Source organism: Glycomyces sp. L485 (genome assembly GCF_022548875.1).
In the GTDB taxonomy this organism is placed as follows: Bacteria; Actinomycetota; Actinomycetes; order Mycobacteriales; family Micromonosporaceae; genus Glycomyces.
In genome coordinates this window covers 46425-68091 of the sequence record NZ_JAKZEW010000013.1, presented here as the reverse complement: position 1 = coordinate 68091, position 21667 = coordinate 46425, and the positions used below count along the sequence as shown (strand labels likewise).

At 70.0% G+C, this 21667-nt stretch carries 17 protein-coding genes; 12 read left to right on the top strand and 5 right to left on the bottom strand.

Annotation, left to right across the window (positions count from 1 at the left end):
- Window positions 1-6: 6 nt before the first annotated feature.
- The 3 genes from L0U85_RS09115 to L0U85_RS09105 form a co-directional block, all read right to left on the bottom strand.
- Complete coding sequence (locus L0U85_RS09115) at window positions 7-744, bottom strand: ABC transporter permease (RefSeq protein WP_241377446.1); 738 nt, start codon at window positions 742-744, stop codon at window positions 7-9.
- A gap of 1 nt (window position 745) precedes the next feature.
- A complete protein-coding gene (locus tag L0U85_RS09110) occupies window positions 746-1474 on the bottom strand; it encodes an ABC transporter ATP-binding protein (protein WP_241377445.1) in 729 nt (242 codons plus the stop codon).
- A 216-nt stretch (window positions 1475-1690) separates the two neighbouring features.
- Window positions 1691-3130: an alkaline phosphatase PhoX gene (locus tag L0U85_RS09105; protein WP_241377444.1), complete on the bottom strand. Its 1440-nt coding sequence runs from the start codon at window positions 3128-3130 to the stop codon at window positions 1691-1693.
- 127 nt (window positions 3131-3257) lie between these two features.
- On the opposite strand from L0U85_RS09105, the gene ligA reads away from it, so the two are divergent.
- From ligA to L0U85_RS09090, 3 genes are all read left to right on the top strand, one after another.
- Window positions 3258-5459, top strand: coding sequence for an NAD-dependent DNA ligase LigA (ligA, locus tag L0U85_RS09100; protein WP_277605583.1), 2202 nt, complete (start codon window positions 3258-3260; stop codon window positions 5457-5459).
- A gap of 334 nt (window positions 5460-5793) precedes the next feature.
- Window positions 5794-7818: a bifunctional diguanylate cyclase/phosphodiesterase gene (locus L0U85_RS09095; protein ID WP_241377442.1), complete on the top strand. Its 2025-nt coding sequence runs from the start codon at window positions 5794-5796 to the stop codon at window positions 7816-7818.
- A 98-nt stretch (window positions 7819-7916) separates the two neighbouring features.
- Window positions 7917-8885 (top strand): sigma-70 family RNA polymerase sigma factor, encoded by a 969-nt coding sequence (locus tag L0U85_RS09090; RefSeq protein ID WP_241377441.1) that lies wholly within the window; start codon window positions 7917-7919, stop codon window positions 8883-8885.
- 207 nt (window positions 8886-9092) lie between these two features.
- On the opposite strand, the gene L0U85_RS09085 is transcribed toward L0U85_RS09090, so the two are convergent.
- Complete coding sequence (locus L0U85_RS09085) at window positions 9093-9545, bottom strand: VOC family protein (RefSeq protein WP_241377440.1); 453 nt, start codon at window positions 9543-9545, stop codon at window positions 9093-9095.
- 248 nt (window positions 9546-9793) lie between these two features.
- On the opposite strand from L0U85_RS09085, the gene L0U85_RS09080 reads away from it, so the two are divergent.
- The 6 genes from L0U85_RS09080 to L0U85_RS09055 all read left to right on the top strand — a co-directional run bounded on the left by L0U85_RS09080 (window position 9794) and on the right by L0U85_RS09055 (window position 15619).
- A complete protein-coding gene (locus tag L0U85_RS09080) occupies window positions 9794-10153 on the top strand; it encodes a DUF485 domain-containing protein (protein ID WP_241377439.1) in 360 nt (119 codons plus the stop codon).
- Window positions 10150-11829, top strand: a complete 1680-nt coding sequence (locus L0U85_RS09075; protein ID WP_241377438.1) for a cation acetate symporter — start codon at window positions 10150-10152, stop codon at window positions 11827-11829. Before L0U85_RS09080 ends, L0U85_RS09075 begins: the two co-directional genes overlap by 4 nt.
- Window positions 11830-11968: 139 nt before the next feature.
- Window positions 11969-12967 carry a histidine kinase gene (locus tag L0U85_RS21255; protein WP_347177406.1) on the top strand — a complete coding sequence of 333 codons (999 nt, stop codon included), beginning with the start codon at window positions 11969-11971 and terminating at the stop codon, window positions 12965-12967.
- Window positions 12964-13719, top strand: coding sequence for a LytTR family DNA-binding domain-containing protein (locus L0U85_RS09065; protein WP_241377436.1), 756 nt, complete (start codon window positions 12964-12966; stop codon window positions 13717-13719). The genes L0U85_RS21255 and L0U85_RS09065 overlap by 4 nt, the downstream gene beginning before the upstream one ends.
- Before the next feature lie 68 nt (window positions 13720-13787).
- The gene (locus L0U85_RS09060) at window positions 13788-14129 is read left to right on the top strand and encodes a hypothetical protein (RefSeq protein ID WP_241377435.1); all 342 of its coding nucleotides are present in this window, start codon (window positions 13788-13790) and stop codon (window positions 14127-14129) included.
- The gene (locus tag L0U85_RS09055; RefSeq protein ID WP_241377434.1) at window positions 14126-15619 is read left to right on the top strand and encodes a cation acetate symporter; all 1494 of its coding nucleotides are present in this window, start codon (window positions 14126-14128) and stop codon (window positions 15617-15619) included. The genes L0U85_RS09060 and L0U85_RS09055 overlap by 4 nt, the downstream gene beginning before the upstream one ends.
- A 206-nt stretch (window positions 15620-15825) precedes the next feature.
- Here L0U85_RS09055 and L0U85_RS09050 read toward each other — a convergent pair whose 3' ends face one another.
- On the bottom strand, window positions 15826-17742 hold the full coding sequence (locus L0U85_RS09050; RefSeq protein WP_241377433.1) for a heavy metal translocating P-type ATPase: 1917 nt from the start codon (window positions 17740-17742) through the stop codon (window positions 15826-15828).
- A gap of 56 nt (window positions 17743-17798) precedes the next feature.
- Between L0U85_RS09050 and L0U85_RS09045 the strand changes: the two genes are divergently transcribed.
- From L0U85_RS09045 to L0U85_RS09035, 3 genes are read left to right on the top strand one after another with little or no spacing between them, the layout of a single operon-like run.
- Window positions 17799-18161: a metalloregulator ArsR/SmtB family transcription factor gene (locus L0U85_RS09045; RefSeq protein WP_241377432.1), complete on the top strand. Its 363-nt coding sequence runs from the start codon at window positions 17799-17801 to the stop codon at window positions 18159-18161.
- Between the two features lie 39 nt (window positions 18162-18200).
- Window positions 18201-19907 (top strand): ABC transporter ATP-binding protein, encoded by a 1707-nt coding sequence (locus L0U85_RS09040; protein WP_241377431.1) that lies wholly within the window; start codon window positions 18201-18203, stop codon window positions 19905-19907.
- On the top strand, window positions 19904-21649 hold the full coding sequence (locus L0U85_RS09035; protein WP_241377430.1) for an ABC transporter ATP-binding protein: 1746 nt from the start codon (window positions 19904-19906) through the stop codon (window positions 21647-21649). The genes L0U85_RS09040 and L0U85_RS09035 overlap by 4 nt, the downstream gene beginning before the upstream one ends.
- The last annotated feature ends 18 nt before the right edge of the window (window positions 21650-21667 follow it).

Genomic DNA, 21667 nt, shown 5'->3' with positions numbered 1-21667 from the left:
CGGAGCCTAGCCGGTGCGGCGTCGCAGAGTGGCGGCCCCGAGCACGGTTGCGACGACGGCCGCACCCGCGATGATGCCGAGGTCTCTCAACATGGCGGCCGTGACCTCGGTCGCGGTCTGTACTTCCTGGAGAGCCTCGACCGAGTAGGTGAGCGGCAGCGCGTCGGACACGCCCTGGAGCCACCCGGCCATCTCCTCGCGCGGCCAGATCAGCCCGCACAGGAAGATCTGCGGGACGATGAGGACCGGCATGAACTGCACGGCCTGGAACTCGGTGGCGGCGAAGGCGGACACCAGCAGTCCCAATGCCATGCCGAACACGGAGGTGACGATCGCGATGAGCGCGACCAGCCAGGCCGACCCGACGGTGTCGAGGCCGAGCCACAGGTAGGCGACGGTGGCGGCGACGCCGGTCTGCACGGCTGCGCACAGCCCGAAGGCGATGGCGTAGCCGCCGATGAGGTCCAGCTTGGCCGTCGGCGTGGTCATGAGCCGCTCCAGGGTTCCGGCCGCCCGCTCGCGTTGCATGGTGATCGAGGTGAGCAGGAACATGATCGTGAACGGGAAGACGGCCAGCAGGATCAGGCCGACCCGGTCGAACATCTGCGGCGATCCGTCCATGATGGCGCTGATGAGCGCGAGGATGAGCGCCGGGACTGCGAGTATGAGAGCGACCGTGCGTCGATCGTTGAGCAGCTGGCGCAGGATGCGGGCGGCGGTGACGAGGGTGATTCGCAGCGACATGTCAGCCGGCCTTCTCGAGTTCGCGGATGAGGTGGAGGAACGCCGATTCGAGGTTGTCGGTCCCCGTAGAGGCCCGCAGATCGCCGGGGGTGTCGTCGGCGATGAAGCGGCCTTCGCGCAGCAGCAGCAGCCGGTCGCAGCGGTCGGCCTCGTCCATGACGTGGCTGGAGACGAGCACGGTCTTGCCGGCGGCGGCGAGATCGTGGAAGTGGTTCCACAGCTCCTCGCGGATGACCGGGTCGAGCCCCACGGTCGGCTCGTCGAGGACGAGGACCTCGGGCTCGCAGACCAGCGCGCACGCCAGTGAGGTGCGGGTCTTCTGGCCTCCCGAGAGGTTCCCGGCCAGCTGGTTCGCATGGTCGTGCATGCCGACGGCGTCGATGGCCGCCATCGCGTCCTCCTTGCTGCGCCCGCACAGCGCCGCGAAATAGGAGACATTGGACTTGACGCTGAGGTCGGGGTAGATCGAGGCGTCCTGGGTGACGTAGGCGACGCGGCGGCGCAAGGGCTTGGAGCCGGCGGGCTCGCCGAGGACGGTCACGGTGCCGGACTTGACCTTCTGGGTACCGACGATGGAGCGCATGAGGGTGGTCTTGCCAGAGCCGGAGGGGCCGAGCAGGCCGGTTACGGCGCCGGCGGGGATGGAGGTGGAGACGTCGAGCAGCACCGTGCGGTGGCCGCGCTCGACGACCAGGTGCTCGACGCTGACGGTGGGGGAGTCGGGTGGCATTGGAGCCTCCAGGAATTCAGTATCCGATGAATTCAAGGTAGCACAATAATTCAACGGATTATGAATTAAAATTGCCCGGCGGCGCCGGACAGCCGCGGCCGGCCGGCCTCGTACTGCACCGCGTGAGCCGGGACCTTCTGCCGACCCAATCCGCAGCTGGACGAATCACCACGTGCCCGGATTCTCTGGTGCCGGATCGCGGTTTCTGGGCAAGTCCTAGAGGACGCCCTTCTCCCACGGGCCCCAGACGGCGACAGTGCGGCCCGGCTCCAGGCTCGGGTCGGTCGGGTCGCCCCGCGTGGCGCCTTGGAGGTCGGCGAACAGCACCTTCCCGTCGGGGGAGAACGTCGCGCCGCACCACTCGGTGCCGCCCTCGTGATAGACGAACGGGAAGACCTCGCCGTCACGGGTCAGGCCGCGCACGGCCGGGAGGTCGCGGCTGGTGTCCTCGCACAGCAGCAGGTTGCCGCTGGGGGACACGGTGATGTTGTCGGGCTGGGACAGCAGCTCGGCGTTGGGGGACTCGAAGACGAGCCGAAGTCTCCCGCCGCCGCGACCGTTCGGGATGTACTCCCAGATCTGGCCCTCGCCCTCGTCGCCGCCGGAGGTGGACGCGATGTAGATCGCGCCGTCGCCCCACCAGCAGCCCTCAAGGCGGCCGAAGACGGCGCCGCCCTGCGCGTAGCCCTGGTTGAACACGGCCAGCGGGACCTTCTCGGCGTCGCTGGGGTCCGGGTCGTCGATGTCGACCCACTCGACCGGGATGGACTTCGTGGGCTTCTGGCCTGTGCGAGTGTCGTAGTTCCACTGGTCCTCGACCTTGAGCATCTGGAGCCGCCCGCCTTCGGCGAGCTCTCCGGGCCTGTCCGGCAGGAACCGGTAGAACCCGGCGGTGCGCTGGTCCTCGGTCTCGTAGACGGTCCCGGTGTTCGGGTCGACCGCGACGGCCTCGTGGACGAAGCGGCCCATAGCCTTCAGCGGCACCGGGTCCACCTCCCGCGGGGCGTCGGAGGGCACCTCGAAGACGTAGCCGTGCTCGGCGCCCCAGCCTGCGCCGGTCCCGGCCGTGGTCTCCTCGCACGACAGCCACGACCCCCAGGGGGTCGGGCCGCCGGCGCAGTTCACGATCGTGCCCGACAGGGACTGCCAGGCCTTCTCGAACACCGGGGCGTTCTGCTCCCAGCGGATCCGCATCGTGGTCGTGCCGCCGCCGCCGAGCGGGTCGTAGCGGTGCTCCTCGCGACCCGAGGGGTGGACGCCGCCGGGGACGGTCCGCTCCTCGTGGTTGCGGACGATGTGCCACACGGTCGGGTCGCCGGTGGCGAAGCAGGCCATCGCGTCGTGGCCGAGTGGGACCGTGTTGCCGTCGGGCATGAGGCTGCCGGCCGTCGAGAACACCTTGAAGTCGAAGCCTTCGGGCAGCATCAGCGTCTGCTCGAAGCCGGATTCGGGGTCGGTGCGGGTCAGCTCGCGCAGTTCGCCGTAGCCGCCGTTGTCAGCGGCGGTCTTGTCCTTGTGGCCGTCCTTGGCGGAGGCGGCCCGGATGGTGAGGCCCTCCATGGCGGCGACCGCGAACAGTCCGCCGCCGGCGGCCGTGGCGCCTCGGCGCAGGAACGTCCGGCGGTTCGAGCTTTCGGTCTGGGTCCGAGTGGCCAATGCGTGCTCCTTCTGCGAGAGCTGTCATGTCACTGTCAGTACAGATGTTTCCGACCACGGGAGAGAAGCGAGGAAGCGGAAAGTGAACAACAGTTGACTACCTGCATAAGCCTTCACCGCCCCCGGAATGTCGGACCAAGCTGCCACAATAAGTCGCGTGAGCACTGAAGACCTTGATTTCGACACAGCGCGTCAGCGTTACGAGCAACTGGCCGCCGAGATCACCGAGCACCGACGCCGCTACTTCGCGGAAGACGCGCCCACGATCTCCGATGCCCAGTACGACGAGCTCATGCATGAACTGGTCGAGATCGAGACCCGCCACCCGGAGCTGAAGAACGCCGATTCGCCCACCGAGCAGGTCGGCACCTTCTCCGAGGCGTTCACGCCGGTGCGGCATCTGGAGAAGATGCTCAGCCTCCAGGACGTCTTCAGTACGGACGACGTCCGTACCTGGGCCGAGCGCGTCTCCGAGGAGGCCGCCGGCGCCCGGTACCTGTGCGAGCTCAAGATCGACGGTCTCGCGGTCGACCTCGTCTACGAGAACGGCCGACTCGCGCGCGCCGCCACCCGCGGCGACGGCGTCACCGGCGAGGACGTCTCCGCGAACGTCGCCACCATCAAGGCCGTCCCGCACAACCTCAAGCCCGCCGACGGCTTCGACGTGCCCGAGCTCCTCGAGGTGCGCGGCGAGGTCTACTTCCCGACCGCCGACTTCAACCGGCTCAACGAAGCCCAGGTCGAGGCCGGAAAGGCCCCGTTCGCGAACCCGCGCAACGCCGCCGCCGGCTCGCTGCGCCAGAAGGACCCGGCCAAGACCGCATCGCGCCCGCTCAGCTTCATCTCCCACGGACTCGGCTCCCTGAGCGGGTTCGAACCGCAGTCCCAATCGCACTCCTACGCCGCCCTCGAAGCCTGGGGTCTGCCCGCCAGTCCCTACTGGCGCGTCGTCGACACCATGGATGAGGTCTTCGCCTACATCCACGAGTTCGGCGACAAGCGCCACGAGCTCGTCCACGAGATCGACGGCATCGTCGTGAAGCTCGACGACATCGCCAGCCAGCGGCGCCTGGGCGCCACTTCCCGCACCCCGCGCTGGGCCGTGGCCTACAAGTTCCCGCCCGAAGAGGTCAACACCAGGCTCCTCGACATCAAGGTCTCCATCGGACGCACCGGACGCGCCACCCCCTACGCCGTCCTCGAACCAGTGCACGTCGCCGGCTCCGAGGTCGAGTTCGCCACCCTCCACAACGCCGACCAGGTCAAGGCCAAGGGCGTCAAGGTCGGCGACACCGTCGTCCTCCGCAAGGCCGGCGACGTCATCCCCGAGGTCGTCGCCCCCGTCGTCGTCGCCCGCACCGGCGCCGAGACCGACTTCGTCATGCCCGAGCGATGCCCCGAATGCGGCTCGGCGCTCGCGCCCGCCTCCGAGGGTGACATCGACCTGCGCTGCCCCAACTCGCGCTCGTGCCCAGGGCAGCTGCGCGAACGCCTCGCCTACCTTTCAGGACGCTCCTGCTTCGACGTCGATCGCATGGGCTACATCGCCTGCAGCGCGCTCGTCCAGCCCCTCGCGCCCGCCGAACCGGTGCTCCAGGACGAGGGCGGCGTCTTCGACCTGCACATCGACGAGCTGTTGCCGATCAAGGTCGTCGTGCGCGACCCCGACTCCGGGCTCCCCAAGATCGACCCCAAGACCGAGGAAGAGAAGGTCGTCACCTATTTCGCCACCAAGGCAGGTGAACCGAAGAAGACCGCCGTCCAGATGCTCGAGAATCTCGACAAGGCCAAGTCCCAGCCCTTGTGGCGGGTCATCAACGCCTTGTCGATCCGCCACGTCGGTCCCGTCGCCGCCCAGGCCCTCGCCGAGCACTTCGGCGACCTCGACCGCATCATCGAGGCCGACGAGACCGAGCTGGCCGACATCGACGGTGTCGGTCCCACCATCGCGACGGCCGTCAAGGACTGGTTCACCGTCGACTGGCACCGCGACATCATCGAGCGATGGCGGGCCGCCGGGGTACGGATGCGCGATGAGCGGCCCGATCCCGCCCAGCGGGCCCCGCAGACCCTCGAAGGAGCCTCGGTCGTCATCACCGGCGCGATCTCCGGCTACACCCGCGAGGGCGCCGCGGCGGCCGTCAAGAGCCGCGGCGGGAAGGTCACCTCGTCGGTCTCGAAGAAGACCAGCGCCGTCGTCGCGGGCGACAAACCGGGATCGAAATACGACAAGGCCGTCAAGCTCGGGGTGTCGATCGTGCCCGGCGAGGAGTTCGAACAGATGCTCGCCGACGGGCTTCCCGAAGGTGTCGAGTCCGAAGCCGAATGATCACAAATCGATAACGATCCGTATTCCGAAGCGGGGGTCGGTTCGTTAGAACAGGGCAGAGTCATTGCGGGGAGTCGCCCCGCGCCCCTACGGCGGGTCATCTCGCTTCGCGCGGGGCGACTCGCGGGCGCGCGTCCGCGCTCGTCGGCGCTGCCGCGAATGGATGGATAACGGTTTCTGTAATTGATATGTCGCGCCTGGTCACAACTGTGCCGCATGTGCCGCCGACGTTGTCTGGGAGCCGAATTCGCGATATGACAGAAGAGTCGGTCACGGCCGATCAACGGTGATTCTGGCGCGTCACCTCGACGACCGTGGCAGTGGGAGGAGCGATATGGCCACGACGCTCATGCGCAACACTGCGCCTCGAGAGCATCCGGGCCGGTACTACGGCTTCATGGCGGCCGTCGCCGTGGGGGCGGTCGTCATCGCCGCGCTGACGGCGGCACAGGCCGGTAGTCCCGACACAGGGTGGTTCAGCGCGCCCTTCGCATTGTGGCTCACCGCGGGGCTCGCTCTGTTCGCGGAACTGCGCCCGGCCCGCTGGGCCGGGCTCGGCATGTCGCCGATCGCGATGATCTCCCTGACCTACGTCTACTCGACAATGGTCACCTGGGGTTTCGTTCCGGCGCTCATCGTCCAGTCCGCGGCGATGATGCTGCTGTACGTCCAGCTGGGCGCATCGCTGTGGCGGTCGGTGTTCAACCTGTCCCAGATCGGCATCGCGCTGTGCGCGGCCTGGTGGACGTGGACGGGGATCGCCGGCGGCGAATGGACCGCCTCGTTGACGCAGGTCGCCGGGCTGCTCGCCGCCGGGATGGTGTGGAGCGTCGTCTCCACCGCTCAGGTGTCGCTGGCGATGAAGATGCGCGCTGGCGGTTCGTGGGCCGACCACTTCTGGGCCTGGTTCCGCAGCGAATGGGCGCTGCGGGCGACTCTGACGGCGATCTCGCCGCTGCTGGCGGTCGCCGCCAGCACCTCGTGGTGGCTGGTGGCGGTCTCGGCCATCCCGATCTTCAGCGTCTACCGGATCCTTCAGACCGCCGCGCGGCGCGAGGAGCAGGCCGAGCGGGACCCGCTGACGGGCCTGCTCAACCGCAAGGGCTTTCAGCAGGCCGTCGAGGCCAAGCTCGTCGACGCCGGTGAGACCAACACCGCCGTGACCGTCATGATCCTCGACCTCGACCGCTTCGCGGACGTCAACTCGGCGCTCGGCCACGACGTCGGCGACAAGCTGCTCCTCGAACTCGCCGACCGTTTCCTGGCCGACAAGCCCCTCGGCAAACAGATCGCGCGGCTCGGCGGTGACGAGTTCGCGTTCGCGTGGAGCGAGCTGGACGGCATGACCGACCCGCTCGAATGCGCCCGCGAGATCCGCGCCCGCCTCGACAAGGCCATCGTCATCGACGACGTCTCGATCGAGATCGACGGCTCGGTCGGCATCGTGGTCTATCCCGACGACGGCAAGGACTTCCAGACCCTGTTCCGCCACGCCGACATCGCCATGGACGAGTCGAAGAAGCGCGCGGGCTCGTACGCCCGGTACGCGCCCGAGTTCGACCACCACTCGCCTGAGCGGCTCATCCTCCTCGGCGACCTCCGCCGCGCCCTCGACCACCCCGACGCCCCCGGCGTCAACCTCTTCTACCAGCCACAGGTCTGCCTGGCGACCGGCGAGGTCATCGGCGCCGAGGCGCTGCTGCGCTACCACCACCCCGAGCGCGGCATGGTCAATCCCGCCGAGATCATCGAGACCGCCGAGCACTCCTCGGTGATGCGGATGCTCACCGAACGGGTCGTCGACATCGCGCTGCGTCAACTGCGCTGCTGGAACGACGCCGGTTACCGGCTGCGGATGGCGGTCAACGTGAGCGTGCGGGACCTCCAGTCGCCCGAGTTCACCGACTACCTCACCGAGCGGATGGACGCCTACGGGGTTGACGCCTCCCGGCTTCAACTGGAGATCACCGAGAGCGCCCTCATGGCCGACCCGCGCCGAGTGGTCGACAATGTGCAATGCCTCTCCGACCTGGGCCTGGGCATCAGCCTCGACGACTTCGGCACCGGCTTCTCCTCGATGCAGCATCTGCGGCGCCTGCCGGTCACCGAGATCAAGATCGACAAGATGTTCGTGACCACCCTCATCGACGACCCGGACAACGCGGCGATCGTCTCCTCGACGATCGATCTGGGCCGCGCGCTGGACGTCGCGGTCGTCGCCGAGGGCGTCGAGGACGAGAAGGTGCGCAAGCAACTAGAGGACTGGGGCTGCCACGCTGGACAGGGCTGGCACTTCGCCAAGCCGATGAGCGCCGACGACTTCGACCGCTGGCTCCACCTCCACCGCGGGAACTCCTAGCTGATCTCGTTGACCCACACAGGGTTCAGTGCCACCGCTGTTCATGGCACGCGAGAGAACGCGCTCATTTCGTCGTAGGAGTGTGGAATCGTAGCGGTATGAACGACGTGCTCAACGCCTTCGAGCCGCATCGCCGAGAGCTGTGCGCCCACGCATACCGGATGCTCGGCTCCTCGTTCGAGGCCGAGGACGCGGTCCAGGAGACCTTCACTCGCGCTTGGAGCGCCATCGACTCGTTCGAAGGCCGCTCCAGCCTGCGCTCCTGGCTGTACAAGATCGCCACCAACGTCTGCCTGGACATGCTCAAGGGCCCGCAGCGGCGCGCCCGCCCCATGGACCTCGCGCCGGCCTCGGACGCCGGCGCGCCCCTTCCAGCCCCCGAACCGGAGTACGTGTGGATCGAGCCGATCCCCGACTCCATGGCGTTCGGCGCCGACCCGGCCGAGCACACCGCCGTGAAGGACTCGCTGCGGCTGGCGTTCGTAGCCGCGGTCCAGCACCTGCCGGCCAAGCAGCGCGCCGTCATGCTCATGCGAGAGGTCCTGCGGTTCTCCGCGTCCGAGACCGCAGAGGCCCTCCAGATCAGCCCCGCCTCGGTCAACAGCGCGCTCCAGCGGGCCAGGGCCACCATGGAGAAGCTCCAGCCCTCGCCCGCCGACGAGTACACGATCGACGACGCCGAGCTCAAGAAGCTCGTCGACGGCTACGTGGCCGCGTTCGAGGCCTACGACATGGAGGCGCTCACCTCGCTGCTGCACCAGGACGTGGCCCTGTCCATGCCGCCCATCCCGCTGTGGGTCCAAGGCCCGAGCGGCGTCGCCGAGTTCATGCTCGGCACCGGCGGCGACTGCCGCGACTCCCGCCTGGTCCGCATCGGCGCCAACGGCCTGCCCGCCTTCGGCCACTACAAGCCCTCGAACGAGCCCGGCGTGTGGAACCCGTGGTCGATCACCGTCCTGGAGGTAGAGGCCGGGCGGATCACCGGCCTGAACTACTTCCTCGACACCTCTCGCCTCTTCCCGCTGTTCGGTCTCCCGGCCGAATTTCGCGAGGGGAACCCGAGGTGAACGTCGCGGCATCGACTGCTCCAGATTCGTGTTCGCAGGCGATCCGCGACCTTCGTCCACCAGGACGGGTCGTGGCTCGTCTACTCCCGGGAGCGGGGCGTCGGCTACACCCCCAAGGTCTTCGCGAGATGCTGAGACCCTGAGCCTGACCACGCGAAACGGCCGTCCCGCGCAGCGGGGCGGCCGTCTTCCCGGGTTTCCCGGGTGTCAGGAAGTCGGATTCGGCATGTAGAACGGCTCCCACTGGTGGCCGTCGATGTCGAGGAAGGTGCGGCCGTACATGCCGACCTCGGCCTCCTGGCCACGTCGCTCGCTCTTGGCCGTCTCCTCGGCCCCGCCTGCCTTGAGCGCCGCCTCGGTGATCTCGTCGACCGCCTCGCGACTCGGCAGCGCCACCGCGTAGGCGGCGGCCGAATAGGCCGCGGTGTCGGCGATCGGCCGCTCGGAGAACGTCTTGTAGAACTCCTTGGTCAGCAGCATCAGACAGATGTTGTCGTCGATGACCACGCAGCTCGCTTTCTCATCGGTGAAGTCCTCGTTGATCGACCAACCCAGCGACACGTAGAACTCCTTGGAGCGCTGGAGGTCGTTCACCGGGAGGTTCAGGAAGATCATCTTGTCGGCCATGATCGGCGCCCTTTCTGCGTATGGTCGGTTCACCAGTACAGACGAGGCCGCCGCCGCGGATTCATCGTTCGCGGGAGGAATTTCCTCCGCAACCGCCCGCCGACCGCTCACCGACCGCTCGCCGCAGGCCCGGCGCAAGAACCGCACGCCTAGCGACACGCGTCACATCGGGACTTCTCACCGGCTCCACCAGGCCCTACGTTCTTGGTAATGCACGTCACCGTGTCGTCATGCGCCAGTTATACGACCGACACGGCAACCCCTTCAAGGAGGAAGGCCCGATGGCTACGACCCCCACGCGCGATGGCCCACCGCCCACCGCCACCGACGACGACCTTGCCGCCATGTACGACGACCCCCGCTTCGTCGACCTCAAGCGGCGCCTGTTCCGATTCGTCGTGCCCGCAACGGTCGGATTCTTCGCCTGGTACGTGCTCTACGTCCTCATGTCCGCCTACGCTCGCGACTTCATGGGCACCGTCCTGTTCGGCAACATCAACGTCGCCCTTGTGTTCGGTGTGCTTCAGTTCATCTCGACGTTCGGCATCGCGTGGGCTTACTCGCGCTACGCCGCCCGCGAGTACGACCCGCGGGCCAAAGAGCTCCACGACGAGATCCACTACGGAGGGAACGCCCGATGAACCTCCTCGCCCAGGCCGACACCACCGGCCGCACCCTGACCTTCACTCTGTTCGTGGTGATGGTCGCGGCCACCATCGTGATCACCGTGTGGGCCCGCCGCCACACCCGCGACGCGACCGACTTCCACTCCGGCGGGAGGGGATTCCGGCCGTGGCAGAACGGCTTCGCGATCGCCTCCGACTACATGTCGGCCGCCTCGTTCCTCGGCATCGCCGGCGTCATCGCCCTGTCCGGCTACGACGGCTTCCTGTACTCGATCGGCTTCCTGGTCGCCTGGCTCATCGCGCTGCTGCTCGTGGCCGAGCTGCTGCGCAACTCCGGCCGGTTCACCATGGCAGACGTGCTCTCCTTCCGGATGCGCCAGAGGCCGGTACGCACCGCGGCCGCCGTCTCCACCATGAGCGTCTCGATCTTCTACCTGATCGCGCAGATGGTCGGCGCCGGCGCCCTCATCGCGCTCCTGCTCGGCATCCAGGAAGGTGAGACCTTCCTCGGCATGGACGCCGCCACCGCAAAGATCGCCGGCATCGTCCTGGTCGGACTCCTGATGATCTTCTACGTCGCCCTCGGCGGCATGAAGGGCACCACCTGGGTCCAGATCGTCCAGGCGTGCGTGCTCCTCGGCGGCGCGGCCCTGCTGGCCCTGCTGGTCCTCGCCGACTACGGGTTCAACCTGTCGAACCTGCTCGGCGACGCCGCTGAGGCGTCCGGAGCCGGAGCCGCCTTCCTCGAACCGGGGCAACGCTTCGGTGCGGAGGTCGCCGGCGACGCCACCGCGACGATGTGGAACAAGCTCAACTTCATCAGTCTCGCGATGGCCCTGGTGTTCGGCACGGCCGGCCTGCCCCACATCCTTATCCGTTTCTACACCGTCCCCGACTCGCGGGCGGCCCGCAAATCGGTCAACTGGGGCATCGGCCTGATCGGCACGTTCTACCTGCTCACCCTGGTGCTCGGCTTCGGCGCCGCCGCCATCGTCGGCGCGGAGGCGATCACGGCACAGAACCCTGCCGGCAACACGGCCGCGCCCCAGTTGGCCGAGGCGGTCGGATCCAACATCGGCGGCTCCACGGTCGGCTCGATCCTGCTGGCCCTGATCGCTTCGGCGGCGTTCGCGGCCATCCTCTCGACCGTCGCCGGACTGGTCATCGCCTCGTCCTCGTCGCTGGCGCACGACCTGTACAACAGCGTCATCAGGCGCGGGGCTGCCAGCGACCGCGAGGAGGTCGTCTTCGCCAAGTTCGCCGCGATCGGCGTCGGCGTCGTCGCGATCATCCTGGCGATCTTCGCCCAGACGCTGAACGTCGCCTTCCTGGTGGCGCTGGCCTTCGCGGTCGCCGCCTCCGCCAACCTCCCCACGCTGCTGCTGAGCCTGTTCTGGAAGCGGTTCAACACGGCCGGCGCGGTCGCGGGGATCTACGGCGGACTCATCTCCGCCATCGGACTGGTGGTCTTCTCGCCGGTCTTCTCCGGCAATCCTGGTTCGCTGCTCGGCGAAGGGGTCGACATCGCCTGGTTCCCGATGTCGAACCCTGGCTTGGTGTCCATTCCGCTGGGGCTCGTCTGCGCCGTGGTCGGTACGCTGACGTCCTCCGAATCGAGGCCGGACCGGTTCGCGACCCTCCAGGTGAGGGCGCTGACAGGTGCGGGCTCGGAGCGGGCCGTGAAACACTGAGTCACTTCCACGCGGGGAGGGCCTACCCTCGGCCCTCCCCGCGGTTCCATGTGCCCCACGTTACAGTTGGCGGGTGATCGCGAGATCCCCTCACCAGCAACTGCGCCGCCGCGGCACCAATGCGGCGGCGCTGGCCGCCCTGCGGCTCTCACGCCAGGTCGGCGAGGCCCTCGCCGACGGGCTCGCGGGCAAGCACGCCGGCGACGCGGCCCGCCGCCTCGCCCGCCTCCTCGGCGCAGACGCGGTCGCGCTCGCCGACTGCGACCGGGTCCTCGCCGCCTGGGGCCGGTTCGATCCCGCCGCCGCCTCGCAGATCCTCGCCGAGACCCTCGATGAACTCGAGACCGTCACCGACCCACCCCTGCGCGCTGCGCCCCTCGTCGTCTCCGGGGACCTCGCCGGGGGACTCATCGTCGCCGGTGACGTCACCGACGCCGAGCTCACCGAGGCCGCCCGCCTCGTCGCCACCGCCCTAGACCACGCCGACCTCGACCGGGCCCGCGAGCGCATCGCCGCCGCTGACCTGCGGACCCTGCGCGCCCAGATCTCACCCCACTTCATGCACAACGCCCTGGCCGCGATCTCCGCCCACACCCGCACCGACCCCGAGCGGGCACGTGAGCTGCTCACCGACTTCTCCGACTACCTGCGCTACTCGTTCGCGAACACCGGCGACTACGCCACCGTCGCCGATGAGCTCCAGGCGGTCCAGACGTACCTCGAACTCCAGCGGGCCCGCTTCGACGACCGCCTCGACATCACCGTCCAGGTAGCACCAGAAGTCCTCCCGGTCGCCATCCCGTTCCTGGTCGTGCAACCCATCGTCGAGAACGCCGTCCGCCACGGCTTCGAGTCCCGCCCCGGCGTCGGCCACATCGCCGTCCGCGGGTTCTCCGAGGGCCCCCTGTGCGTCATCGAGGTAGAGGACGACGGCGCCGGGATGAACCCCGAGCACGCCAAGGCCGTCCTCACCGGCAACGAGCGCGGCACCGGCGGCATCGGCCTGGCCAACGTCGACCGGCGCCTGCGGGCCGTCTACGGTCCCGAGTACGGCCTGCTGCTCGACACCGCCCAAGGGGCAGGCACTAAGGCCACTGTCCGCATCCCCCGCTATGCCCGAGGAGTCCTCGCCCAATGAAGCGCCTCCGTGTCCTCGTCGTCGAAGACGAGCCCTCCACCCGCACCGAGCTCGCCGGCCAGCTCGCCGAGCACTCGAGCGTCGGCGACGTCGTCTGCGCAGACGGCGGCGACGAAGCCGTCCGCCTCCTCGGTTCGGGCATCTTCGACGCGGCCTTCCTCGACATCGCCATGCCCGGCCTCAACGGCATGGACGTCGCCCGGATCCTCACCAGGCTCTCCGACCCGCCCGCCATCGTCTTCGTCACCGCCTACGACAACCACGCCGTCGAGGCGTTCGGGCTCGGCGCCGTCGATTACCTCCTCAAACCGTTTCGGGCCGAGCGGCTCGCCGAGGCCGTCGCGCGCATCGACCACCATCGCAGCGGCCCCGCGTCCGCCGGGGAGAAGGCCGACGACCTCGCCGTCGTCCAGGTCGAGCTCGCCGGGCGCACCATCTTCATCCGCCGTGACGACATCGCCTTCGCCGAAGCCCACGGTGACTACGTCAGGCTCCACAGCGGGGAGGACTCGCATCTGCTGCGCCAGTCCCTGACCTACCTCGAACAGGTGTGGGACGAGGCCGGCTTCGTGCGAGCCCACCGCTCCTACCTGGTCAATCTGGCCGCCGTCACCGAACTGCGCGTCACTTCCACGGCCGGGCTCGTCGCCGTCACCGGCGCCGGGGAGGTCCCGGTCAGCCGCCGCCACTCCAGGCTGCTGCGCGAGCGACTCCTCCAGGCTGCGAGGAACAAGGACAGGAGCCGGCCGTGAACCCCACAAGCCCGTCACCCCGCACGGGTGCCGCTTCGTAACGCCCCGCCCCGAATCGGAGTGAACGCATGAGTCAAAGGGTCCGCGTCACCAGCCCTCAGACCCGCCTCGCCATGCGCCGCCGGGCCGACGCGATGCGGCGCGGCAGCCACCAATCCGGGCGAGCGCCGATCGTGTCCACCGCCATCGACATCGAGGCGGCCGAACGTGCCCTGCGGCGTCAGCGGCGCCTCGCCGTCCGCACCGTCGCCCTCCTCGGTATCGCCCTGACCGCCCTGCTCCTGGCCGCCGACCTCGCCGGCGGCCGCCTCGGCTGGGCGGTGCTGTTCTTCATGCCCTATCCGGTCCTGCTCGCGCTCGCCGCGATCCACGTGCGCCGGGCCGAGCGCATTGAGGCCGACCCTCGATGATCGGCCTCGCCTCGATCAGCCTGGTGCTCATCTCCAGCGTCGTCATCGGCGTCTGGGGCGTCAGGGCCGCACGCTCCACACCGGACTTCCTTGTGGCCTCCAGGCGCATCGTCCCCGGATGGAACGCCCTGGCCATCGCCGGCGAGTACGTCTCGGCCGCCTCCGTCCTCGGGCTCGCCGGGCTCTTGGTCAAGAACGGCGTCGGCGCGATGTGGTACGCCGTGGGCTTCACCGGCGGCTACGTACTGGTGGCCGCGCTCGTCGCCGGGCCGATGCGCCGCAGCGGCGCGTACACCGTCCCCGACTTCGCCGAATACCGGCTCGGCTCGCCCCGCCTCAGGCGCATGTGCGGCCTGGTCGTCCTGGTCATCATGCTGCTCTACCTCATCCCGCAGTTCAAGGCCGCGGGCGTCGTGCTCGAACTGGTCAGCGGCATCCCCTACTGGGTGGGCGTCGTCGGCGCCGGACTGGTCGTGGCCTCGACGATCGCCGTCGGCGGCATGCGGGCGGCCACCTACGTCCAGGCCTTCCACTACATGGTCAAGCTCGCGTTCATCGCCGTGCCGGCCTTGTTCCTGATCTTCCTGGCCGGGCCAGCCCGGCGCGCGGCGGCGATCAACCCCGCCGAAGTCGACGCCGAATGGATGCGGCCCCTGCTCGACCTCGACGGTTCCGGGCATCCCGTGCTGGCCACCGTCTCGGTCCTCGTCGCCACCACCCTGGGCGCCATGGGGCTGCCGCACGTCGTGATGCGCTTCCACACCGTCGCCGGAGCGCGCGCCGCCCGCCGGGTCGCCGTCGGCGTCATCGTGCTGCTCGGCGGGTTCTACCTCTTCCCGATCGTCTACGGGCTCCTCGGCCGGGTAGTCGCGCCCAACCCCGCCGAGACCGACATCGTGACGGTCCTGGTCCCCGGCGAGATCGCCCCGGGCGCCGTCGGCGCCGTCCTCACCGCGCTGGTGGCCGCGGGCGCCTTCGCGGCCTTCCTGTCGACCTCGTCGGGGCTCCTGCTCGCCCTCGCCGGCGGCCTCTCCCACGACCTGTTCGGGGGCTCCCTGCCCCGGCTCCGCCTCGGCGTCGCGGCCGGCACCGGCCTCGCGGTCGCCTTGGCGCTGCCTGCCGCGGGCGTCGACATCAACGTCCTCGTCGGATGGGCCTTCGCGGTGGCGGCCTCGACGTTCTGCCCGCTGCTGGCACTCGGCATCTGGTGGCGCGGCCTCACCGCGACCGGGGCGACCGTGGGGCTTCTCATCGGCGCCGGCGCCTCCACCGGAGCGGCTCTGGCCTCGGTCTTCATCGACCTCGAACCGGGAGTCGTCTCCATCCTCCTCTCGCAGCCTGCACTGTGGACGGTACCGATGGCGTTCACGGCGATGATCCTCGCCTCCAGGCCCTCGGAGATCCCCGAATGGGCCGACGAGGCGGTGCTGCGACTGCACCTGCCGACCCGCTCGCGGAAATCGGTCGACGCCCGCGAGGAGACCGACTAGCCCCTCGGCATGTACGGACGGGCCCGCGGTCTGCGCGCCCGCCGCATTCTCGGCCGCCGGGGGAGCACCGGCGCCTGGTCGGCCTCGGCTTCACCGGCAAGGGCGGTTCCCTCGCGGCCTCCCTCCGCCGGGCGTATCCGGCCCGGAGCGCCGACCGCGCCTGCGCTGCGGCCGGAATCGCCCGGGACGCGCCGGTCGGCTTCGTGTCACCTGACCGCTGGGTCAGGCTTTTCCAGGTGCTCCACCGGTGAGGAGTCAGAGGCCGACGAGCGCCGCTCGTTCCAGTGGCGTCCGCTCAGCAGGCGCAGGCCGTTGAGCCCGACGATCACCGTCGACAGCTCGTGGCCCGCCACTCCCAGCACCATCGGCAGGTGGCCCAGCAGGTCCCAGGCGGACAGCGCCACGATCACGGCCGCGGCGAAGCACAGGTTGGCCCGCGCGACGCGCCTCGCCCTGCGGGCCAGGGCGACCGCCGCGGGCAGGGCGGTCAGGCGTCGGCCGACCAGGACCACGTCGGCGGACTGCAACGCGAGGTCCGAGCCGGTGCCGCCCATCGCCGCGCCCACGTGGGACGCCGCCAGCGCGGGCGCGTCGTTCACGCCGTCGCCGCAGTAGAGGGTTCTCGTTCCGGCGAGTCTCGCCGCCTTGTCGCCGGGGAGCAGCTTGGACTCGGCGTCGCCGATGCCGACCGCTTCGGCGACCCGGTTCGCGGCCACCCGGTTGTCGCCCGTCAGGAGGCGGGTCTCGGTGCCGAGAATGGTTTCGAGTCGGCCGATCGCCTCGGCCGCTTCGGGTCTGATCGCGTCGGTCAGGGCGATCGCGCCGATCGGGCGGTCATCGGCCAGGACCACCGCCACGGTCATGCCCTTCGATTCGAGGTCCGCCACCGTCGCGGCGGCCTCGGCCGAGTTCTCGGCGGCCTCCAGGAGGACCGGGTGCCCCACCTGCACTTCGACGCCGTCGACTGCGGCCTTCACGCCTCTGCCTGGGAGCGCCTCGAACCACTCGGCGCCGCCGTTCGGACCGATCGCCGCAAGGACCCTCCCGATCGGGTGCTCGCTCTTGAGCTCCGCGGCGGCCACCAGTCGCCGCAGACGCGCCTGGTCTCCGTCGAGGACCGTGATCCGTTCGATCTCGGGCGCGCCGGTGGTGAGCGTGCCGGTCTTGTCGAACGCCGCCGTCTCGACCTCGGCGAGCCGTTCCATCATGAGCGCGCTCTTGACCAGCACACCTCGGCGCCCCGCCAGTGCCACCGCCGCGAGCAGCGGCGGCATCGTCGCAAGGACGATCGCGCAGGGGCTCGCGACGATCATGAAGGTCATGGCTCGCAGCAGCACCGGTTCGAACTGTGCTCCGAAGGCGAGCGGGAGGCCGATGAGTGCCAGGGTGATCGCGACGACCGCGAGGGAGTACGGCTGCTCCACCTTCTCGATCGTCAACTGGGTCCTCGACTTCGCCTCCGAGGCCTCCTCGACCTGGCGGGACACGCGGGCCAGGACCGAGTCGGAAGGGTCCCTGGCGACGGCGACGGTGAGCGCGCCAGTGCCGTTGACCGTTCCCGCCAGCACCGTCGAGCCGGGGGCCTTGCGGTTCGGCATCGGCTCGCCGGTGAGGGTCGACTCGTCGACCTCGGACTCCCCGGCGGTGACCGTGCCGTCGGCCGGCACGCGGTCGCCCGGGCGCACCAGGACCGCGTCTCCGGCGGCGAGGTCAGCCGCGTCGACGGCCTCCTCGGTTCCTCCGCTGAGGCGGACCGCGCGTTCGGGGGCGAGGTCGAGGAGCGAGCGGACCGAGTCTGCGGTCCGCTCGGTCAGGACCGCCTCCAGGGCGCCGGAGGTCGCGAAGATGACGATGAGCAGCGCCCCGTCGAACCACTGGCCTATGGCCGCCGCAGCGACGGCCGCGATGACCATGAGCAAGTCGACCTCGAAGCGCGGCTTGGCGAGCGCGCTGAGTCCTTCCCAGGCCGGTCCCCATCCTCCGGTCGCGTAGCAGGCCAGGTAGGCGCCGATCCACAGCCACGGTGGCGCGCCTGCCAGCTGGGCGAGGCCGCCGACGGCGAACCAGGCCAGCGCGGCGGCGGCCCATCTGACATCCGGGACTCTGAACATTCCCTCCAACATGCGCACAAGCGTATCTTCGCAGATACGAAGATATGAAGCCGCGGTAGGCTGTGGCCATGCACGATTCGCTGTCGGACTTCAGCATGCCGGACGACGAGCAGGTGCAGGTCGCCGCCGACGCGCTGCGCATGCTCTCCGACCCGACGAGACTCAAACTCATGTGGGCGCTCCTCCAGGGCGAGGAGAACGTCGCCTGCCTGGCCGACCTCGTCGGCGCCCGGCCGACCGCCGTGAGCCAGCACCTCGCGAAGCTCCGACTCGCCGGGCTCGTGACAACCCGTCGCGAAGGGACGTTCGTCTACTACTCGGCCGCCCACCACCACATCCTGCCCCTGGTCGAACAGGCCCTCTCACACGCGGCACACCTGACGGGTCGGCCGCTCGCGGCCCTGAAGGAGGAGCGCCGCACCGGAAGTTAACCGTTTGCCTTGGTAGTCGCCTGCGGCTATGGTGACCCGGTGACGCTCCTCCGCGCCCCCGACCTCCCCGCCGCCGACCCCGGGACGCCGACCCGCACCACCCCGTGGCGGCTGTTCTGGTGGCTCGCCACGCGCCGCAAACCCCTCGCCGCCGCGGTCTGGACCTCGGCGGTCTTCTCCCTCGGCCTGGTCCCGGTCATGCCCATCTTCCTCACCGGCGCCATCGACGACGGACTGTCGCAGAGGGACTGGGGCGCGCTGGCCGCCTGGGTCGGCGCCCTCATCGCGGCCGGATCGGTGGTGGCCGTGAGCATCGTCGTCCACCACCGCATGACCGTCTGGTGGCGCCAGGACGCCTCGTACCGCGCCCAGCAGCTCGCCATCGCCAAGGTGGGCGTACTCGGCAGCCGCCTGCGCACCCACGCGACCACAGGGGACGTCGTCAGCGTCGGCATCACCGACATGCGCACCGTCCAGCGGTCCGTCGAGTGCGTCGCCCCGACCGTCGGCTGCGCCGCCGGCATCATCGCCGTCGCCGTCCTGCTGTTCAGCACCTCGGTCGAACTCGGCGCGGTCGTCTTCGGCGGCGTCATCGCCGTCGCGGTCCTCACCGGGCCGCTCCTCGGCCGCCTCCAGCGCGGCTACAGCGCCTACCGCCGGCGCGTCGGCGCCATCACCACCCGCGCCTCCGACATCGTCGCGGGCCTGCGGGTCCTGCGCGGCGTCGGCGGCGAGGACGCCTTCAACGACTCCTACCGCCGCGACTCCCAGGCGCTCAAGCGGGCCGGCCTGCGCATCGCCGGTCCCGGCGCCTGGATCGACGTGCTCTCCGAGGGCGCACCGCTGGTCCTCCTCGGCGCCGTCGTCTGGATCTCGGCGCGGCTGGTCAGCGCCGGAGAGATCACCGTCGGGCAGATGGTCTCCTCCTACGGCTACACCGCCGCGCTGCTCCAGCCGGTCGGCTGGCTCATGAGCACCGCCATGGTCCTCATGCAGGGCCACGTCGCCTCCGCCAAGATCTGCGACCTGCTCAACCTGCCCGACCCGCCGCGACGCACCGACACCGTCCCCGGGCCCCAGGCCGGTGCGCCCCTTGCCGACCCCGACTCCGGACTCGCCTTGCGACCCGGCCTCACCGCCGTCGCCTCGGCCGACGCAGGGGCCGTCACCGAGCTGTTCGACCGACTCGCCGGGCTCGCACCGGGCGAGGCGGTCTTCGGCGACGTACCGGTGGACCGCATCGACCCCGACGAGCTGCGGCCCCGAGTGCTCGTCGCCGACCACGACGCGTTCCTGTTCGCCGGCACGCTCAGCGCCGTCATCGCCGGCCGCCGCGGACCCGAACGCGTCCGAGCGGCGGTCGAGGCCGCCAGCGCCGAGGACATCGTGGACGCCCTCCCCGACGGCCTCGACACCGAGGTCAGCAACCAGATCCGGACCCTGTCCGGCGGCCAGCGCCAGCGGCTGCGCCTGGCGCGAGCGCTCGCGGCCGACCCCGACGTGCTGCTCGCCCACGAGCCGACCTCCGCGGTCGACTCCCACACCGAGTCCCGCATCGTCGAGCGCGTCGCCGCGCTCCGCGGCGGCCTCACCACCGCGGTCGCGACCACCTCGCCGCTGTGGCTCGGCCGCGCCGACTCGGTCGCCTTCGTCCAGGACGGCAAGGTCAAAGCCGCCGGCACCCACGCCGAACTCATGACCTCCAACCCCGACTACCGGGCACTCGTCTCCAGGGAGCTGCCATGACGATCGAACTGCCGGTCGCCGAGGGCCGCCGGGTCCGCCGCGCGTTCTTCTCCCTGCTCGGCGCCGAGCGCCGTCGTGTCATCACGGGCGTCGTGCTGCACGTGGCCGCCGCCGGGGCCTCCACCGCCGCCCCGCTGCTCATGGGCCGCATGATCGACGACCTGTCGGCCGGCGCTTCAGTCGGCGACATCGACCGGCTCGCCCTCGGCCTGGCCGCGGCGCTCCTAGCCGCCCTCATACTGACCTGGGCGGCCGGCTACACGCTCAACCAGATCGGCGAGCTGCTCTCGGTCAGACTGCGTGAGCGCTTCATCGACCGCTGCCTCCGCCTGCCTCCGCACGTCGCCGAGCAGGCCGGGTCCGGCGACCTCACCACCAGGTCCACCGTCGACGTCCCCGAGGCAGGGAGCCTCCTGCGCGATACCGCGCCCTGGGTCACCACCGCGATCCTGACCTCGCTCGTCTACATCGGCGCCATGGCCTGGACCAGCCCTGTCCTCGCGCTCACCGTCCTGCTGGCCGCCCCCTCGATCTCCATCGGCGCCCGCTGGTACCTCAAACGCGCCCGCTCCGGCTACATCGACGAACGCCGCGCCGAGTCCAGAATGGGCGAGACCCTGGCCGCCAGCTCCGACGGCGCCCGCACCGCCGAACTGTTCGAACTCACCAGGCACCGCCGCCGGACCGGAGACGAGGCCATAGCCGCTCACTGGGGAGCGACGCGATACACGCTGTTCCTGCGCAGCGTGTACTTCCTCGGCCTGGAGAGCTCCTATGTCCTGCCCACCGCGGGTGTCCTCCTTGTCGGCGCGGTCCTGTACTTCGACGGCGCGGTCAGCCTCGGCGCCGTTTCCGCCTGCGCCGTGCTCAGCCGCCAGGCCATGGCCCCGCTCAACAACCTGCTCATGACCATCGAGCGGGTCCAGCGCGGCCTCGCCTCGCTCGCCCGCGTCGAAGGCGTCGGGCAAACCGAGTCCGACGAGCCCGTCCAGAGCGGCCGGGCGCCGACCGGCGGCGACGTCGTCCTTCGGGACGTCCGCTTCACCTACCCCACCGGGGGAGAGGTCCTCCACGGTGTCGACCTCGCCGTCCCCGCAGGGGAGCGGCTGGCCGTCGTCGGACCCTCCGGCGCCGGCAAGTCCACCCTCGCGCGCCTCATCGCCGGCATCGACCCGCCGGGATCGGGCTCGGTCGCGCTCGGCGGCGTCGACGTCGCGTCCATGCCGCTCGAGGTCCGCCGCAGGCACGTCACCCTCGTCACCCAGGAGCACCACGTCTTCACCGCCACGCTGCGCGAGAACCTCGCCCTCGCCGAACGCGACGCCACCGACGCCGAACTGCGGGACGCGCTGGCCACCGTCGGCGCCACCTGGGCGGACGACCTCGACGTCGAGCTCGGCGGCACCGCACGCGAGCTCGACGCGGCCTCGGCGCAGCAGATCGCCTTGGCGCGCATCATCCTCGCCGACCCGGACGTGGTGATCCTCGACGAGGCCACCGCGATGCTCGACCCGCGCGCCGCCCGCGACACCGAACGGGCCCTCGCGGCCGTCCTCGAAGGACGTACTGTGATCGGCATCGCCCACCGGCTCCACACCGCTCACGACGCCGACCGCATCGCGGTCGTCGACGGTGGCGAGGTCGCCGAGCTGGGCAGCCACGAAGAGCTCCTCGCCCGCGATGGCGCCTACGCCCGACTCTGGCAAAGCTGGCACGGGACCGCCGAGTCGTCCGCGACTTAATCGATTGCCGGATGCCGG

Excerpts from the sequence above, each read along its gene's own strand:
- L0U85_RS09115 (WP_241377446.1), bottom strand. The coding sequence starts at position 744 with ATGTCGCTGCGAATCACCCTCGTCACCGCCGCCCGCATCCTGCGCCAG.
- L0U85_RS09110 (WP_241377445.1), bottom strand. The coding sequence starts at position 1,474 with ATGCCACCCGACTCCCCCACCGTCAGCGTCGAGCACCTGGTCGTCGAG.
- ligA (WP_277605583.1), top strand. The coding sequence starts at position 3,258 with ATGTCGGACCAAGCTGCCACAATAAGTCGCGTGAGCACTGAAGACCTT.
- L0U85_RS09095 (WP_241377442.1), top strand. The coding sequence starts at position 5,794 with ATGGCCACGACGCTCATGCGCAACACTGCGCCTCGAGAGCATCCGGGC.
- L0U85_RS09090 (WP_241377441.1), top strand. The coding sequence starts at position 7,917 with ATGAACGACGTGCTCAACGCCTTCGAGCCGCATCGCCGAGAGCTGTGC.
- L0U85_RS09080 (WP_241377439.1), top strand. The coding sequence starts at position 9,794 with ATGGCTACGACCCCCACGCGCGATGGCCCACCGCCCACCGCCACCGAC.
- L0U85_RS09075 (WP_241377438.1), top strand. The coding sequence starts at position 10,150 with ATGAACCTCCTCGCCCAGGCCGACACCACCGGCCGCACCCTGACCTTC.
- L0U85_RS09065 (WP_241377436.1), top strand. The coding sequence starts at position 12,964 with ATGAAGCGCCTCCGTGTCCTCGTCGTCGAAGACGAGCCCTCCACCCGC.
- L0U85_RS09060 (WP_241377435.1), top strand. The coding sequence starts at position 13,788 with ATGAGTCAAAGGGTCCGCGTCACCAGCCCTCAGACCCGCCTCGCCATG.
- L0U85_RS09055 (WP_241377434.1), top strand. The coding sequence starts at position 14,126 with ATGATCGGCCTCGCCTCGATCAGCCTGGTGCTCATCTCCAGCGTCGTC.
- L0U85_RS09050 (WP_241377433.1), bottom strand. The coding sequence starts at position 17,742 with ATGTTGGAGGGAATGTTCAGAGTCCCGGATGTCAGATGGGCCGCCGCC.
- L0U85_RS09045 (WP_241377432.1), top strand. The coding sequence starts at position 17,799 with ATGCACGATTCGCTGTCGGACTTCAGCATGCCGGACGACGAGCAGGTG.
- L0U85_RS09035 (WP_241377430.1), top strand. The coding sequence starts at position 19,904 with ATGACGATCGAACTGCCGGTCGCCGAGGGCCGCCGGGTCCGCCGCGCG.